The following is a 15,079-nucleotide window of genomic DNA, read 5'->3' as shown; positions in this document are numbered from 1 at the left end:
AACCAAGCATACGGCCCGCCGCATTCCGCACGGGTTGATCTCGCAGACAGACGTAAGAAACGATCATGAGCCTCACGACAACCGAACCTGCTGCCCCAAAGAAGCCGTCGATCGTCGTAACCGCCGGTGCCATTGCGGTGCTCTCGTTGCTGGGGCTTGGTGGCGGATGGTTCGTGGGCAACACATTGCTCGTGCCTGCGGCTCCCGCCGCCGCGACGCCAGCGCCAGCCGCAGCGGAACATGCGCCAGCTGCCGCAGAGGGTGGCAAGGCCGCACCAGCGGCTGGCGGTGAGCATGGCGCAGCCGGTGCCGCCGCACCCAGCCTGATTGCGCTCGACCCGATCGTGACCAACCTCGGTTACCCCACGGATAAGTGGATACGGCTTGAACTTGCCTTGCAGTTTACGGGCCCGGGCGATACGTCGCTCGCCCAGGACTTGCATCAGGAAATGCTGACTTATCTCAGAACCGTTTCCTTGCAGCAGCTTCAGGGCCCACGCGGCTTTCAATATCTTAGGGATGACCTGAGAGAAATCGTTGACCTCAGATCAAAAGGGCGCGTATCCAAGGTTCTCTTCAGAACCTTTGTGATCGAATGATTCGAAAAATTATCCTTCTGCTTGTTCTCGCCCTCACTCCGGGGCTTGCATTCGCACAACAGTCGCCGGCTGATTTGCTGAATCTGCCGCTCGATGGTTCTGCGGCGGCGTGGATCATTCGCACCTTCGGGCTGCTAACCATCCTGTCGATCGCCCCCGGCATCCTCATCATGGTGACGAGCTTTCCGCGGTTCATCATTGCGTTTTCCATCTTGCGGTCCGGCATGGGTCTGGGAACCACCCCCTCCACCATGATCCTGACCAGCATGGCGATGTTCATGACCTTTTATGTCATGGCACCAACCTTCGAACGCTCCTGGCAGGACGGCATTCAGCCGCTTCTGCAAAGCCAGATCACCGAGGCGGTTGCGCTCGAGCGCGCCGCTGAACCGTTTCGCGGTTTCATGGTGAACAACACACGCCCGAAGGATCTTGCCCTGTTTGTCGATCTGGCAAACGAACGAGGTCAGCAAACGATGAACGGCACCGTGCCGCAATATCGGGTCCTCATCCCGGCCTTCATGCTGTCGGAAATCCGTCGCGGCTTCGAAATCGGCTTCCTCATCATCCTGCCATTTCTCGTGATCGACATGGTCGTGGCAACCATCACGATGGCAATGGGTATGATGATGCTGCCACCGACCTCGATCTCGCTGCCCTTCAAGATTCTCTTCTTCGTCCTGATCGATGGCTGGAATCTGCTCGTCGGCTCTCTGGTCAGATCGTTCTATTGAACGTTTCATTCTGACCGAAACAGATCATCCCAACTTGCCTGCTTAAATTCATATTGCGATAGGTCGGGGCTCGACCTATCGCTGACGGTCTGAGCTGCCCACGTTACGCAAACGAAAACCGCCCGAACTGGGACAGTTCGAGCGGTTTGGATGGTATCAAATCTTCAGTGGCCAGAGCTGGCCGCAGCGGTTGGTTTTGGCGGTGGCGGATCGGTGTTGACGACGATCTGCTGAGGTTTCTTGTTTGGATCCCTCGCTTCGATTTCTTCTTTGGAGATGAAATCCATCTGCTCGATGAGGACTTGTTTGACCAACGGCTTTTCAAGGCGGGCATTCAGGCCATCCTTGATTTTCGCCTTGAAGCCGTTCACATCGAATTTGTCGGCGGTCTTTACGTCCACCAGTTTGTCTCCCACCAGCAACGTGTAGAGCTCATCCGTCAGGAATGTCGGCACGGGGACATTCACTTCCTTCAGCGCATCTTCATCCACCTGAAGGCTGGCGCGAAGAATGAAGTAGCCCGAAACCTTACCATCGACCACCACGGGCAACGTCACGGTTTCGCTTTGAACGAAATGCGGTGGGTGGACGGCTTCGGCAGCAGGGTTTGCACCCTTGTTACCGAAGGTCACGGCGGCATAGACGCCGCCGAGTGTTACGACGAGAATCCAGATCCCTGTCGCTATAAGCTTGATCATTGCGCCCCGCTTGCGAACTGTTCCAGCGAGTAGGTGCCGTCATCTTCGGCGCGTCTGGCAGCAGTCTTCAAAAGATCGACCACGGCCCTGACGGCGTGAAGGTTGGCTTCGACGCGGCGGGTATTGATGGCCAGTTTGGCCTTGATATCAAGAATTTGACGTTTGTGAGCAGCGGCGATCTTCGCACCGTCAACGTCGCGCAGCAACATGCTGAGCTCATACAGGCAACGGCTCTTATGCGCGTTCGACAGTTTGAAATCGAATTCCGGATCTTTTCCAATCCGCTGGTTTTCGTTGTCGATCACCGTTTCGAGGCGGCCGAGAATGGCCTGCGTTCTATAGTCGTTGTTTACAATTTCCATAATCTTCAGCGCTCCGCCGCTTAAGTTTCAGTCTTGTTTGGTTCAGCTACAGAAAAAGTACGCCGCTGGAAGTCCGTCACCATGCTGACGGCGAGGCTCTTGTCGTCCTCGTTCATCTTGGTGGGCGCTTCAGCATTTCGCACCTTCTGCATGGCTTGATTGTAGGCCTGTTCGGCAATGCCGATGCCGCCGCGCTTGGAAACGGCATCTGCCATTTGTTCAGCCATCATGCTTTTCCAGAAATCACCGGCGGAACCCTTGCCGTAAACGTCTTCGCTTTCCTTCGGCATCATGTTCTGGAGCATGGTCGACAGAACACTGGCCTCGAACTTGCGATAGGTTTCAGGAATCTTCTCGTCGCTCTTCACATGGTGAATGTTGCCGACGCCCGCCTTCCCGGCGGCCGTGTCGATGCTGTTAATAGCCGATTCAAAGCCGGCATTGCTGGCAGTCAGCACCGACGCTTCGTGCGAGGCGCTCACCGAGCGCAGTTTTTCTCTAGCCGCCATGACCTGTGTCGGGTCGGCTGCATTCACAACATCAAGCACAAGATCGCTTGGAGGAGAAATGGCCACGTCGTCATCCTTTTCCGTTTTATCGGATGACGATACCGTCCTAACCTTGCTGGAGGCTGGAGTCTTTCAGGCTCATATGGAGATCGATCAGCTCGTAGACGCTGTTATCTTCGCGAACACGCAACTCGTCCGCGCGCGCTGCATCTCGTTTGTCCTCCAGACGTTCGCCCTTCTTCGTCTCTTTCATGACCTGCTGCTCCTGCGCCTTCTCGATCGACTCGAGGCGGACGTCGCGGGACATCAGTTTTCCATGGCGGGTGGCGTAATGCTTGAGCATCTGCTGGTGCATCGGGTCGAGCGACGTCAGATACCCGCTCAGAGCGTCGATCTTTTCTGCGATCTCGTTGCGTTCGCGAGTGGTGATCGCCAACTCGTTTTCAGCCATCTTCTTGAGATGCCCTTGAACCTTGGCCAGTCTGTTGAGCTTTTTGGATTTCGAATCATCCATTTCCGTTCCTCACATATTTGCAAAAACGCGGAAAAACCCGCTCGCGAACTGGTTCACCAGCGCCGCGATGCCGAAATAGAGCAACAACAGCCCCCCACCCAACGCGTAAGGGGTCGATATGAAGTAGACCGGTATTTGCGGGGCGAGCTTGTTAATGAGGCCGATCGCCACATTGAACAGAAAGCCATAGAGAATGAACGGGCTGGCGACGCGAAGAGCGATATTCATGGAGGCGACCAGCGTATCCGTCAGCGAGATCAGCATTCTTTGCACACTCATCGCACCGCCCAAGGGGATGGATGCGTATGAGTCCACGATGGCACGGAAGACGACATGGTGGAAATCGAGAATGAACAGGAGCAACAGAACGCCATAGGACAACATGCTTGAAAGCTGGTTTTCCGATGTGTCTTCGAGCGCGTCCTGGACTGGCGGACCTGTGAAGGAAATCGCGGTGCCGATGGCCGTCGCGGCAAACTGCATGCCCAGCACATAGAGATGGGCGATCATGCCGAAGGTGGCACCCACCAGCGATTCAAAGAAAATGAATTTGAGATAGGTGATCGTGTCGGTTTTCACCAAGGGATAGATCGTGTCCCATAATAACGGCAAAATGGCCATCGAGAGGGCCATGGCAAGCAACAAGCGTATCTGCATGGGAAGGCGCGCCGAAGAAAATCCCGGCATCACCATCAAGCAGGCACCAATCCGGCAAAACGCCAGAAAGAGTGCCATAACCGTTCCCTGCGGGTCTGAGATCATGAGATCGAGCCGAGTATCTTTATTTCCGTGCCCTTGGCCAATTCGACATGTGACAGCACCGGCAGCGTGCTGAAGAGGCGTTCCGTAATCATACGGACATAAGACCGGGTTTCAGGCAAAGTAACAAGTACGAATGGCAGACCGACATCCATGTATTCACGGATTACTTTGCTCGCTTCGTTGGAGAACTCTTCGACCTGGCGCGGATCGATATCGAATTCGATCACTTCGCCCTTCGGATCGCGCTTGAGGGCCTGCTGGAAGACGACATCCCACTTCGTTCCCAATCTCAATACGCGCAGAACACCGTTGTCCGAAAGATCGCCACAGATTTGCTGCGCCATGCGGATACGGACGTGTTCGACGATCTGCTCAGTTCTGCGAAGATGCGGCGCGAGCTCGGCTACGGCTTCCAGAATGAGGTGGAGGTTGCGGATGGAAACGCGCTCTGCCAGCAGCAGTTTCAGGATGGCCTGCAAGCCGGAGTAAGACATGTGCGACGAGCAGATTTCATCGGCCAGCTTCTTGTATTCCGGATCAAGCCTGTCGATGAGAACCTTGACGTCCTTGTAGGACAGCAGCATCGGTAGATTATTGCGGATGACTTCGCTGACGTGGGTCAACAAGGCCGAAATATTATCGATGGGGTGGAAGCCTTCGCGCTTGAGGTCTTCCACGAAGTTTTCCAGAACCGAAACGGCTGGCATGCCGAACGCTGGTTCCCGCACATCGTCGCCGGGAACGGACGGTCTGCGACCCTTGCCGGTGATGACGAGAACTTCGCCAACCCGCAGCGTGCTTGCCGCGACCGTCGTGCCGTGGATTCTGATCTGGTAGGACTTGTCGGGAATGGCGATATCGTCCGTGACCTTGATTTCCGGAACGACAAAACCGTACTGGGTGGCGAACTTCTTGCGCATCTTGCCCACCCGGAAACCAAGTTCCTGATGCGCGCCGAGCAGCCTTGGAGACACCTGCTTGCCGAGGGCAAGCTCGATCTCGGTCGTGCGCAGGGAGTTCTTGACGGTATCTTTTTCCGCTTCCTGGGCTTTGTCCGTCTGCTGTTGTTCGGCAGCGCGCTCTGCGTCCTTCACCTGCGCCAGCTGCCGTGGAATGAACCATGCGCCGAATGCCAGCAGCAGACCGAGGAACATGAATGGTACTAACGGCAAGCCCGGAACGAGCGAGAGAACGAACATCAGGCCCGCGGCCACAGACAGGGCTTTCGGATATCCGCTCAACTGATTGATGACGGCGGTGTCCGTGGAACCCTGCGTGCCGCCACGGGTAATGATAAGACCGGCTGCCAGCGAGACGATCAGAGCCGGTACCTGCGAAACGATACCGTCACCAACGGAGAGCTTTACGAACACGTCGGCAGCTTCGCCAATCGGCATGCCGTGGCGGAAGACGCCGATGATGATGCCGCCGCAAATGTTGATGGCCGTGATCATCAGTCCTGCGACCGCGTCACCACGAACGAACTTGGACGCACCGTCCATGGCACCGTAGAAAGCGCTTTCTTCCTCCAGCTCACGACGACGTAGCTGGGCTTCTTTCTCGTTGATGATACCGGCGGACAAGTCGGCGTCGATCGACATCTGCTTGCCGGGAATGGCATCGAGGGTGAAGCGGGCACCGACTTCCGCGATACGCGTCGCACCCTTGGTGATGACGATGAAGTTCACCACGATGAGGATGAGGAAGACGATCAGACCGATGACGAAGTCGCCCGACATCACCAGAGTCGAGAAGCCGGCGATCACGCCACCGGCGGCTTCATGGCCCTGATTGCCGTGAGACAGAATGACACGCGTCGTCGCAATGTTCAGCGCCAGACGGATCATGGTCGAAATCAGAAGGATGGTCGGGAAAGACGAGAAATCCAGTGGTCGCTGGATCCACAAGGACACCATCAGGATGAGGACGGAAAAGGCAATTGAAAATGCCAGGCCCATATCGATGAGGAAGACCGGGATCGGCAGGAAGAGGATACAGAGGATGGACACGATGCCCACAGCAAACCCGACGTCGCGGCCACCTGGTGCGGCCTTTGGAAGGGGCAATATGCTCGGAGGCGTCGCCATTCTAACTCCATCTCTTCATGAGAACTGCAGAAGCGTCCCGGCTATCCCGTCATGAAAAAGCCGTGCCGACCGATTGGACACAGATCGACGTCGCAGCATTATTGGATCAAGCTTGCGCGAGAGTGGACGAAATCGCATTGGCCGCGTTTCCGTCCGCCAGTGATTACTCGTCAATATTTAGGCTTTGGTTCAGACTATTTTTGTAATATAAAGGAAGCATTATTCGCGCGATGATGGCGTGCACGCTGGCCGATGACCAAGGCCAAACTTTGCAAGGCTATCTATGGCGATTTCCACCTATACAAGCTATCTCAGCGTCAACCGAGACCTAAAGTCCTCGTTGTCGTCGGTCGCAAACCAGTCAACGGTTGCGCGAGATACTGCGTATTACGAGGAAAATATTGGCAAGGTCACCACGGTCGATGAGTTTCTAGGCGACTATAAGCTCTATTCCTATGCCATGAAGGCCTATGGCCTGGAGGCTATGACCTACGGCAAAGCCTTCATGCGAAAGGTCCTGGAAAGCGATCTCAACGACAGTACCAGCTTCGCCAATTCGATGACGGATAAGCGATATCTGCAATTTGCCGAAGTTTTCAACTTCGCAGGCGATAAGAAGACTGCCCAGAACTCCGCGCAGGCTGGCAGCCTGACCGATGCTTACAAGGCCTCGTTTACGGCAGAAGAAACATCGCTCAAAACCGAATCAACCTATTTTGCCGCTCAGATCGGGAAAGTCACTGATCTCGATAGCCTGGTTAACAACTCGCGGCTTCGCACCTATATGCTCGACGCGGTTGGCCTCGATTCCGACTACGTCTCTAAAAGCTATCTGAAACAGGTTTTGACAAGCGATCTCGACGACCCGGACAGTGTTGCCAATCAGGCCAAGAACCCTGCGTGGAAGAAGCTCGCCGAAGCCTTCAATTTTAATACGGATGGCAGCGTTGACGGCAGTATACAGACCACAGACCAGACAGAAGATTTGAAGCTCGACTACATCTACAACAAGTCGACGTTTCCGTCTGATACTCTGGCCGATGCCAACAAACGCTACTGGGAAAAGAACATCGCGACGGTGACCACCGCGAAGGATTTGGTGGCTGATACCAGGATGTTGGATTACGTTAAAACAGCGTTTGATCTCAACCCGACGATTATGGCCAGCAGTGTTGCAAGCCTGATGTCCAGCGAGAATTTTGCGACGACCTACGGCAACACGAAGCTGCTGGATTATTTCAATTTCGAAACTGATGGCACTTTAGCTGACGGGAATACCGCGCAGACAACCACTCAGACCACCGATATAAACAAGCTCTACAAGACGGCCTTTGTGAAAGAGCAGTCAACGGCAGTTGACGATGCGGTTTCGAATTACGAAACGCGCGTTGCCGGATTCACGAGCCTGGATGACTTTTTTGTTTCCAACAAAAAAGACGACGACAAAAAGAATGACAGCGTCACAGAAGTTTGGGACGTAGCGCTGAGGGCGTTCGGGATCGATCCTGATGAGGTCAGCCAATCCGAACTCAAACGTGTTTTGACAAGCGATGTGACCGACAAGAAAAGCTACGTCAATTCTTTGAAGGACGACCGTTTCGTTGAGCTCAACAAGGCGTTCAACTTTACCACCGATGGCGGGTTGAAGGCACCGGTTCTCGCCCAATCGGAAAGCATGACCGACCGATATGCGTCGGACTACGAAAGCGCCAAAGTAAGAGGCCTGACCGGCAAGGCCAAAGAAGCCGCAATCGACAAAGCGGATAAGGAAACGGAGTATTACAAGGAGCAAATGAAAACCGTCACTTCGGTGAAGGATTTGCTCTCTGACAGCCGTTTGACGAACTACATTCTTGAAGCAAACGGCGTAGATCCAAAAACTATGGTGTCCGGCGAACTCAAGAAAATGTTCTCATCCGATTTATCGGATCCTAAGAGCTATGTGAATTCTCTCTCAGACAACAAGTTTGCCGAAATCGTAGCATCTTTCAATTTTAATGCCGAAGGCAACCTCACGTCTGACGCGGTGAGTGGTGGGCAGCAGCGTGGTGCCGTTCTGGAAACCACCAACCATTATATCCGGCAGACACTGGAAGAGGACCAGGGTGAATCCAACCAAGGCGTCCGGCTTGCTCTGTATTTCGAGCGAATGGCTCCGACAATTTCAAGTGCCTATGGCTTCTTGAGTGATGACGCACTGTTCCAATTCGTCAAGACCGCCTTCAGCTTGCCGGACTCGATCGGCAATATGGATGTGGAAAAACAAGCGAAACTCGTAACGTCCAATATCGACATATCGAAGCTTCAGGATCCTGATTATATTACCAAGGTCCTCAAGCGGTATACCTCACTGTACGATGTTCAAAACAGCACGACCTCATCGAGCCTGTCTATTTTAAATGGCAGCACGTCGATCAGCGCGGATACGCTTCTGGCGGTTGCCCAGTTGAAGGCAGGGTGACGAGCCTTTCAACCCAATTCTGACTGCGCAACGAAAAGGCCCGAAATCCAGGAAATTTTCGGGCCTTTTATATGTGCTATAAAATGATCTGGGTGACGCCTAATATTCGTCGTCTTCTGCGCGCCTTGCGACGCCCTCTTCATCCGCATTGCTCTCATCGTCAGCCACGGGAATGGCGTAGGAGCCTTTCAGCCAGCGCGAGAGGTCCAGAGAGCGGCAGCGATCCGAGCAGAAGGGATAATCCTCACGCGAGGACGGCCGTTTGCATTCCGGGCATGGCTGGGCCTTGCGCAGCGGAGTGACGGTAGATTTACTGGATTCATCTGTCATGGGATCAACCTTCCGGCCAAGCGGGCGCGACCTCAAAACCTTCTCCGGCCAGAAGCGATACCGTTTCATAGAGCGGAAGACCAACGACATTCGTGTAGGACCCGGTCAGCTTCTGCACGAAGCAGCCGGCAATGCCCTGAATACCGTAGGCACCCGCCTTTCCACGCCATTGCCCAGACGCGATGTAGCTGTCTATCTCCTGCTGGGAGAGGCGTTTGAAGCGCACTTTGGTCTCTACGACCTTCTGGCGCACCTTTCCGCTGGGAGTTACGAGGCAGATGCCCGTATAGACCCAGTGGCTGCGGCCCGATAGCAAATGCAAAGCAGCAGACGCATCCTCGATGTACTCAGCCTTGCCGACGATACGGCGGCCGACGGCCACGACGGTATCGGAGCCCAGCACATAGGCACCCTTCCACGCAAGCTCACCCTTCACTGCTTTGTAGGCAGCTTGGGCCTTCTGCGAGGAAAGACGACGGCACAGAGTACGGGGATGCTCCAGCCGTGCAGGCGTCTCGTCGATGTCCATCGGCATTAGCCGTGCGGGCTCGATGCCAACCTGATGCAACAGCTCAAGACGGCGTGGCGACCCGGAAGCCAGAATCAGCTTTTGTTTTGCGTCTGTCATGCTCTGCCAGTCGTCCGATCTGCCGGACGATTATTTGAAACGGTAAGTGATGCGACCCTTTGTCAGGTCATAAGGCGTCATTTCGACCAGCACCTTGTCACCTGCCAGAACGCGAATACGGTTCTTGCGCATGCGGCCAGCGGTGTGGGCGATGATTTCGTGTTCGTTTTCCAGCTTCACGCGAAAGGTCGCGTTCGGCAAAAGTTCGGTAACAACGCCCGGAAACTCAAGGACTTCTTCTTTTGTCATATAGTGTTTTTCTTCCTGTTGATAATGCCAGCCAGAACAGGCCGGGAAAATTGCGCGGAAACTACACAATCGCCGCACATTTGTGAACCTAAATTGTCAATCGTTTTAAAGTGTCTCGGAAAACGGTTTGGCACGCTGTGGCAGACGCTCCGAAATCAGCTTTGTCAGGTGCTCTCGCACCTCTCGGTAGGCTTCCAGAATCTGGTCCCGGGTGCCGGTTGCGACAGTCGGGTCCATGGTCGGCCAGTAAACCACATCGAGAGAATTGGATCTCGTCAGTTCAAGCGCTTTGTGGTGTGCCTCGGGTGTCAAGGTAATGATAAGATCAAAGAAATCGTCCTCGATCTCGTCCATGGTGCGCGGCTTGTGTTTGCTTAGCGCCAACCCGGCCTCATCCAGCACGGCATCCACGAAAGGGTCGCGCTCACCTGCGCGCACGCCCGCCGATTGAATGTAGATGCCCGGAGCGACCAGCTGCTTGGCGATGACTTCTGCCATGGGAGAGCGAATGGCGTTCATTCCGCACATGAACAATATGGCGCGCGGCACCTTTTGTTTCAAGTCGACACCCGCAGGATCCTGCATGCCTACCCCCGCCAATACAGCACACAGACAAGTGTGAACAGCCGCCGTGCCGTGTCGAAGTCCACCTTGATCTTACCGGACAACCGGTCCATCAGCGTCTGCGAGCCATCATTGTGGATACCGCGTCGGCCCATGTCGATCGCTTCGATCTGGCTCGGTGTCGAAGAGCGTATCGCCTCATAATAGCTCTCGCAAATCATGAAGTAGTCTTTGATAATCCGCCTGAACGGCGTCAGCGACAGGATGTGGGTCGCGACTGCCTGCTCGTCTTCGGTCTTGATCGAAAATACCAGCTTGGTATCGACCAGAGAGATATTGAGCTTATAGGGGCCGCCCGCGTGACCGATCGGCTCGAAACTGTTTTCCTCGATCAGATCGAAGATGGCGACGGCACGTTCATGCTCCACGTCAGGCGTGGACCGGCCGATGCTCTCGTCCAGAACCACATCGCAGAGCCTGAAAGTGCTTGGGTCCATCTCCCTACCCTTCCAGATTGAGACGGATGGCGACTGAGCGCGCATGCGCGTCCAGCCCCTCGGAATGGGCGAGCGTAATGGCGGCGGGCGCAAGCTTGCGCAACTGTTCCGGCCCCAGTCGCAGGATCGACGTGCGCTTGACGAAATCCAGCACCGACAGGCCGGACGAGAAACGTGCAGAGCGCGCCGTCGGCAGAACGTGGTTGGAGCCGCCGACATAATCACCGATGACTTCCGGAGTATGGCGGCCAACGAAAATGGCCCCCGCATTACGAATGCCTGCCATCAAGGCGTCAGGGTCATCCACTGCCAGTTCCAAATGCTCGGCGGCAATACGGTTGGCGAGAGGAACGGATGCGGCAAGGTCCTCGACCAGAATGATCGCTCCGAAATCCCGCCAGCTGGCCGTCGCCGTCTTTGAGCGCGACAGCAGCTTCAACTGGCGCTCGACCGCCTGCTCCACCGCTCTGCCCAACTCGGCATCGTCGGTGATCAGAATGGACTGCGCACCTTCGTCATGTTCAGCCTGCGCCAGAAGGTCTGCAGCCAGCCATTCGGGATTGTTGTTCTTGTCGGCAATGACAAGCACTTCCGATGGCCCGGCAATCATATCGATGCCGACAGTCCCGAAGACATGCCGCTTGGCCGCCGCCACATAGGCATTACCGGGACCAACGATCTTGGCGACCGGTGCAATGGTCTGCGTGCCATAGGCCAGCGCCGCTACGGCCTGCGCACCACCGATGCGGTAGATTTCCTCGACACCGGCGATGCGCGCTGCTGCCAGCACTGCCGGGTTGATCGTACCGCCATTGGCAGGCACAACCATCACGACACGCTCCACACCTGCCACTTTGGCTGGAACAGCATTCATCAGCACTGAACTAGGATAGCTTGCCGTACCGCCGGGCACGTAAAGCCCGACCGCCTCGATCGCCGTCCAGCGCGAGCCGAGGCCAACGCCGATATCGTCTTCATAGATATCGTCTTTCGGCATCTGCCGTGCGTGATGTTTTTCGATGCGCGCTGCGGCAAACTTCAAGGCATCCAGAACGCTGGGATCGACCTGCGCAATCGCCGCGTCGATTTCCTGTGCCGTGACGCGCATGGAGGTCTTGGTGAAATCGAGGCCATCGAATTTGAGTGAATAATGGGCCAGCGCCTCATCGCCGCGCTTGCGGACATCATCGATGATGTCACGCACCACGACATTGACGTCTTCGGATACTTCTCTCTTCGTCGTCAGGAACGCTGCGAAAGCCTGTTCAAAATCTTGAGAAGCCTGCTCCAGCCAGATTGCCACGTCACTTACCCTTTCAAGGCCCCGTCCACCGGAAGGGGCGAAAATGCTTGCTGCGCATATGCACTGCGCTTTGGGTATGTGGCATAAATTAAAACAGGCGGGCAAGGCAATTCCCTGTCCGCCAATGTTATAAGGTGAGTCTTGCTTACAAGGTCAGGCTTCCGGGTGATGCGGTTTCGACGCGGTTTCCCAACCACCGCTGACATCTGCCATTTGAGCTTCGATGCACTCGACATCAACCGCAATGGCACCGCCGCCGGAAAGCGTCAGCTCCACCGTACCCTCGGGGCCTTCGCCGTTTTGCGTAAAGCGTACCGCCAGTAAAGACAGAACCTGCTCTTTGTTATCGCGATCAAACCCATGGGAACGCGCGTTTCCAACACGTTTTAACGCAAAGACGGTGCGGCATCGCTCAAGCGATTCGCCCTTCTTTGCACCTTTTTCCCAAACGAAACGGTTTGCAGACAGCAGGAATTGACCATGCTTGGAATCGAAAGAAACGTCTTTCAGCTTGAAAACGCTGTCCTGCATATGCGTTGAAATGACGGAGAGGTCTTCGCTATCCAGCGCCATCAATTTAAGGCCACTCATCGTGTCTATGTCCTCTTTGTGCGGACAGAGCCGCTTATTTCCAATCGTGACTTGGAGATAGGCAGTCGAAGCCCGCTCTACAACCAGCGGGCTTCGATGAGCAATGAGTATTAGTCGCTGACGCGCTCGACCTGCGCACCGCAACGGTTGAGCTTTTCTTCCAGACGCTCGAAGCCACGGTCGAGGTGATAGACACGCGAAACCACCGTTTCGCCCTCCGCCACAAGACCTGCAATGACGAGGGAAACGGAGGCGCGCAAATCGGTCGCCATCACCGGCGCACCCTTCAGGCGCGACACACCTTCGATGCGGGCCATTTGGCCCGAAAGCGAAATCTTTGCACCCAGACGCGCCAGTTCCTGGACGTGCATGAAGCGGTTTTCAAAGATCGTCTCGGTGATGTGCGAAACGCCCTGCGCCCGCGTCATTAGTGCCATGAACTGCGCCTGGAGGTCAGTCGGGAAGCCGGGGAACGGCTCGGTGACGACATCAACGGGGTGAATGCCGTTGCCGTTGCGCACGACGCGCAGGCCCGTTTCCGTTTCGGTGATGGTCGCACCGGCAAGCTTCAGCGTATCAAGCGCGTTGTCGAGCAGCGAAGCCCGTGTACCTTCCAGCAGAACATCGCCACCCGTCATGGCAACTGCCATGGCGTAGGTGCCGGTTTCGATGCGGTCTGGAAGGACGCGGTGGCGTGCGCCGGACAATGATGTAACGCCCTCAATGGTAATCGTGGAGGTACCGGCACCTTCGATCTTCGCGCCCATGACGCTCAGGCACTGGGCAAGGTCAACGACCTCAGGCTCACGCGCCGCATTGTGAATGACCGTTGTGCCGCGTGCCAGCGATGCTGCCATCAGCATCACATGAGTGGCGCCAACCGAAACTTTCGGGAATGTGTAGGTCGCGCCGATCAGGCCGCCAGATGGAGCCGTTGCATTGATGTAACCGCTATCGATTTCCATGGTGGCACCGAGTGCCTCCAGACCCTCGATGAAGAGATCGACCGGACGCGTACCGATGGCGCAACCGCCCGGCAAGGAGACACGCGCCTGGCCGTTACGGGCCAGAAGCGGACCGATGACCCAGAAGCTGGCGCGCATCTTCGACACCAGTTCGTAAGGTGCCGTGGTATCGACGATGGTGCGGCACGTAAAATGCACGGTACGGGAATAGCTCTCGCCCTGGCTTTCACGACGACCATTGACGGAAATATCGACGCCGTGATTACCGAGGATACGGATAAGTTGCTCGACGTCTGCGAGGTGCGGCACGTTTTCAAGCGTCAGAGTGTCGCTCGTCAGCAGTGAAGCGATCATCAGCGGCAAGGCCGCGTTTTTAGCGCCCGAAATCGGGATGATGCCGTTGAGTTCGTTCCCGCCGGTAATTCTGATGCGATCCATACGTCCCTACGGGCTTTGCGCCCGCCTTTCCTGAGTGCTTGCGACAGACTGTCCAAACGGACTGTGCGTCGATGATATCCGGTCTGAAAATGTCCGAAAGAGCGGCTCCGCCGCATAATCCAATGAGATCATGCAGTAGATGAAACTCGGCTCCATTTCAATTTCCGCTGAATGTTTCTTGTCAGCACGATTCGTCCGTTTTTGCGGCAGGCAAACCAATTGTTTCGTCTGCTTCCCCGGCACGTCGCGCACGCGCCTGCTGTTTGCGTCGGGCAAGGTTTTCGCGCAGCTTCTTGGCCGCTCGCGCCTTACGCTCCGCTTCAGCCCTTTTCGCCCTGTCGCCCGGCCCGTTTTGCCCGAAGGAAGCCGCCAGCTTATCCTCTAAAAGATCGTCATCATCGTTCATGGGCGTATCTCTAGCCGAATTCCGGCCTTTTCAACAGCCCCCGCTGGTTTTTACACCGTGGAATGACGAAGTCGCACATTGCGGCTTGCGCTCGTCATAAACCTATGGCAATAGGCCCCAACTTGATGTGAAGCGGATGCTTCGACATTAGATGCTGCGGTAGCTCAGTGGTAGAGCACTCCCTTGGTAAGGGAGAGGTCGAGAGTTCAATCCTCTTTCGCAGCACCATTGAAAACGTTGAACTTTCAGCGCTATTCCCTCCCCTCTCCCCAGCATCACAAACAGGAACAAACCGGCAATCCCCAACAAAATACGGGGAAAATCCGGGAACCGCGTTCACTGCACGTTCTACGGCCACCAAGCTCCGAGAAGCTGCGGTTTG

At 55.7% G+C, this 15,079-nt stretch carries 18 protein-coding genes and 1 tRNA gene; 4 read left to right on the top strand and 15 right to left on the bottom strand.

The features are described from left to right. The first annotated feature begins 65 nt into the window (after positions 1 to 65). Together CPJ18_RS11290 and fliP are read left to right on the top strand one after the other, a co-directional pair. Complete coding sequence (locus CPJ18_RS11290; protein ID WP_103658357.1) at positions 66 to 599, top strand: flagellar basal body-associated FliL family protein; 534 nt, start codon at positions 66 to 68, stop codon at positions 597 to 599. Then, on the top strand, positions 596 to 1,333 hold the full coding sequence (fliP, locus tag CPJ18_RS11285) for a flagellar type III secretion system pore protein FliP (protein ID WP_103585012.1): 738 nt from the start codon (positions 596 to 598) through the stop codon (positions 1,331 to 1,333). The genes CPJ18_RS11290 and fliP overlap by 4 nt, the downstream gene beginning before the upstream one ends. Before the next feature lie 164 nt (positions 1,334 to 1,497). On the opposite strand, the gene CPJ18_RS11280 is transcribed toward fliP, so the two are convergent. Genes CPJ18_RS11280 through flhA form a run of 6 tightly spaced genes read right to left on the bottom strand, consistent with a single transcriptional unit; the run spans position 1,498 to position 6,265 of the window. Beyond that, positions 1,498 to 2,031 (bottom strand): hypothetical protein, encoded by a 534-nt coding sequence (locus CPJ18_RS11280; RefSeq protein WP_103658355.1) that lies wholly within the window; start codon positions 2,029 to 2,031, stop codon positions 1,498 to 1,500. Continuing rightward, positions 2,028 to 2,393, bottom strand: coding sequence for a hypothetical protein (locus CPJ18_RS11275; RefSeq protein WP_067648636.1), 366 nt, complete (start codon positions 2,391 to 2,393; stop codon positions 2,028 to 2,030). Before CPJ18_RS11275 ends, CPJ18_RS11280 begins: the two co-directional genes overlap by 4 nt. Positions 2,394 to 2,413: 20 nt before the next feature. Beyond that, positions 2,414 to 2,968, bottom strand: coding sequence for a rod-binding protein (locus CPJ18_RS11270; protein ID WP_077101691.1), 555 nt, complete (start codon positions 2,966 to 2,968; stop codon positions 2,414 to 2,416). Between the two features lie 40 nt (positions 2,969 to 3,008). After that, positions 3,009 to 3,416, bottom strand: coding sequence for a hypothetical protein (locus CPJ18_RS11265; RefSeq protein WP_077101689.1), 408 nt, complete (start codon positions 3,414 to 3,416; stop codon positions 3,009 to 3,011). A gap of 9 nt (positions 3,417 to 3,425) precedes the next feature. Further along, complete coding sequence (fliR, locus tag CPJ18_RS11260; RefSeq protein ID WP_077101687.1) at positions 3,426 to 4,178, bottom strand: flagellar biosynthetic protein FliR; 753 nt, start codon at positions 4,176 to 4,178, stop codon at positions 3,426 to 3,428. Then, positions 4,175 to 6,265, bottom strand: coding sequence for a flagellar biosynthesis protein FlhA (gene flhA / locus CPJ18_RS11255; RefSeq protein WP_077118747.1), 2,091 nt, complete (start codon positions 6,263 to 6,265; stop codon positions 4,175 to 4,177). The genes fliR and flhA overlap by 4 nt, the downstream gene beginning before the upstream one ends. A gap of 283 nt (positions 6,266 to 6,548) precedes the next feature. On the opposite strand from flhA, the gene CPJ18_RS11250 reads away from it, so the two are divergent. Next, positions 6,549 to 8,726 (top strand): DUF1217 domain-containing protein, encoded by a 2,178-nt coding sequence (locus CPJ18_RS11250; RefSeq protein WP_103658353.1) that lies wholly within the window; start codon positions 6,549 to 6,551, stop codon positions 8,724 to 8,726. A gap of 99 nt (positions 8,727 to 8,825) precedes the next feature. On the opposite strand, the gene yacG is transcribed toward CPJ18_RS11250, so the two are convergent. From yacG to CPJ18_RS11205, 9 genes are all read right to left on the bottom strand, one after another. Further along, on the bottom strand, positions 8,826 to 9,056 hold the full coding sequence (yacG, locus tag CPJ18_RS11245) for a DNA gyrase inhibitor YacG (RefSeq protein ID WP_103658351.1): 231 nt from the start codon (positions 9,054 to 9,056) through the stop codon (positions 8,826 to 8,828). A gap of 4 nt (positions 9,057 to 9,060) precedes the next feature. Further along, entirely contained in the window at positions 9,061 to 9,684 is a 624-nt protein-coding gene (locus CPJ18_RS11240; protein WP_103658349.1) for a Maf-like protein, read from the bottom strand. A 30-nt stretch (positions 9,685 to 9,714) separates the two neighbouring features. Continuing rightward, entirely contained in the window at positions 9,715 to 9,933 is a 219-nt protein-coding gene (infA, locus tag CPJ18_RS11235; RefSeq protein WP_027673809.1) for a translation initiation factor IF-1, read from the bottom strand. Between the two features lie 105 nt (positions 9,934 to 10,038). After that, a complete protein-coding gene (locus CPJ18_RS11230; RefSeq protein ID WP_245445393.1) occupies positions 10,039 to 10,518 on the bottom strand; it encodes an arsenate-mycothiol transferase ArsC in 480 nt (159 codons plus the stop codon). 2 nt (positions 10,519 to 10,520) lie between these two features. Beyond that, complete coding sequence (locus tag CPJ18_RS11225; protein WP_077101676.1) at positions 10,521 to 10,994, bottom strand: UPF0262 family protein; 474 nt, start codon at positions 10,992 to 10,994, stop codon at positions 10,521 to 10,523. Between the two features lie 4 nt (positions 10,995 to 10,998). Next, positions 10,999 to 12,297 (bottom strand): histidinol dehydrogenase, encoded by a 1,299-nt coding sequence (gene hisD / locus CPJ18_RS11220; RefSeq protein WP_103658347.1) that lies wholly within the window; start codon positions 12,295 to 12,297, stop codon positions 10,999 to 11,001. Positions 12,298 to 12,450: 153 nt separating this feature from the next. After that, complete coding sequence (locus CPJ18_RS11215; RefSeq protein WP_103585020.1) at positions 12,451 to 12,888, bottom strand: DUF2948 family protein; 438 nt, start codon at positions 12,886 to 12,888, stop codon at positions 12,451 to 12,453. 110 nt (positions 12,889 to 12,998) lie between these two features. Next, complete coding sequence (gene murA, locus CPJ18_RS11210) at positions 12,999 to 14,291, bottom strand: UDP-N-acetylglucosamine 1-carboxyvinyltransferase (RefSeq protein ID WP_103658345.1); 1,293 nt, start codon at positions 14,289 to 14,291, stop codon at positions 12,999 to 13,001. A gap of 181 nt (positions 14,292 to 14,472) precedes the next feature. Then, complete coding sequence (locus CPJ18_RS11205; protein WP_103658343.1) at positions 14,473 to 14,697, bottom strand: hypothetical protein; 225 nt, start codon at positions 14,695 to 14,697, stop codon at positions 14,473 to 14,475. Between the two features lie 153 nt (positions 14,698 to 14,850). On the opposite strand from CPJ18_RS11205, the gene CPJ18_RS11200 reads away from it, so the two are divergent. Beyond that, positions 14,851 to 14,925 (top strand) — tRNA-Thr (locus CPJ18_RS11200). Positions 14,926 to 15,079 lie beyond the last annotated feature (154 nt).

It is taken from the genome of Agrobacterium rosae (assembly GCF_002915175.1).
GTDB classification, from domain to species: domain Bacteria; phylum Pseudomonadota; class Alphaproteobacteria; order Rhizobiales; family Rhizobiaceae; genus Agrobacterium; species Agrobacterium rosae.
This window is presented reverse-complemented; position numbering and strand designations above follow the sequence as displayed.

Bases quoted from the DNA above. Each gene is read 5' to 3' on its own strand.
- CPJ18_RS11290 (WP_103658357.1), top strand. From the start codon at position 66: ATGAGCCTCACGACAACCGAACCTGCTGCCCCAAAGAAGCCGTCGATC.
- fliP (WP_103585012.1), top strand. From the start codon at position 596: ATGATTCGAAAAATTATCCTTCTGCTTGTTCTCGCCCTCACTCCGGGG.
- CPJ18_RS11280 (WP_103658355.1), bottom strand. From the start codon at position 2,031: ATGATCAAGCTTATAGCGACAGGGATCTGGATTCTCGTCGTAACACTC.
- CPJ18_RS11275 (WP_067648636.1), bottom strand. From the start codon at position 2,393: ATGGAAATTGTAAACAACGACTATAGAACGCAGGCCATTCTCGGCCGC.
- CPJ18_RS11265 (WP_077101689.1), bottom strand. From the start codon at position 3,416: ATGGATGATTCGAAATCCAAAAAGCTCAACAGACTGGCCAAGGTTCAA.
- fliR (WP_077101687.1), bottom strand. From the start codon at position 4,178: ATGATCTCAGACCCGCAGGGAACGGTTATGGCACTCTTTCTGGCGTTT.
- flhA (WP_077118747.1), bottom strand. From the start codon at position 6,265: ATGGCGACGCCTCCGAGCATATTGCCCCTTCCAAAGGCCGCACCAGGT.
- CPJ18_RS11250 (WP_103658353.1), top strand. From the start codon at position 6,549: ATGGCGATTTCCACCTATACAAGCTATCTCAGCGTCAACCGAGACCTA.
- yacG (WP_103658351.1), bottom strand. From the start codon at position 9,056: ATGACAGATGAATCCAGTAAATCTACCGTCACTCCGCTGCGCAAGGCC.
- CPJ18_RS11240 (WP_103658349.1), bottom strand. From the start codon at position 9,684: ATGACAGACGCAAAACAAAAGCTGATTCTGGCTTCCGGGTCGCCACGC.
- infA (WP_027673809.1), bottom strand. From the start codon at position 9,933: ATGACAAAAGAAGAAGTCCTTGAGTTTCCGGGCGTTGTTACCGAACTT.
- CPJ18_RS11230 (WP_245445393.1), bottom strand. From the start codon at position 10,518: ATGCAGGATCCTGCGGGTGTCGACTTGAAACAAAAGGTGCCGCGCGCC.
- CPJ18_RS11225 (WP_077101676.1), bottom strand. From the start codon at position 10,994: ATGGACCCAAGCACTTTCAGGCTCTGCGATGTGGTTCTGGACGAGAGC.
- CPJ18_RS11215 (WP_103585020.1), bottom strand. From the start codon at position 12,888: ATGAGTGGCCTTAAATTGATGGCGCTGGATAGCGAAGACCTCTCCGTC.
- murA (WP_103658345.1), bottom strand. From the start codon at position 14,291: ATGGATCGCATCAGAATTACCGGCGGGAACGAACTCAACGGCATCATC.
- CPJ18_RS11205 (WP_103658343.1), bottom strand. From the start codon at position 14,697: ATGAACGATGATGACGATCTTTTAGAGGATAAGCTGGCGGCTTCCTTC.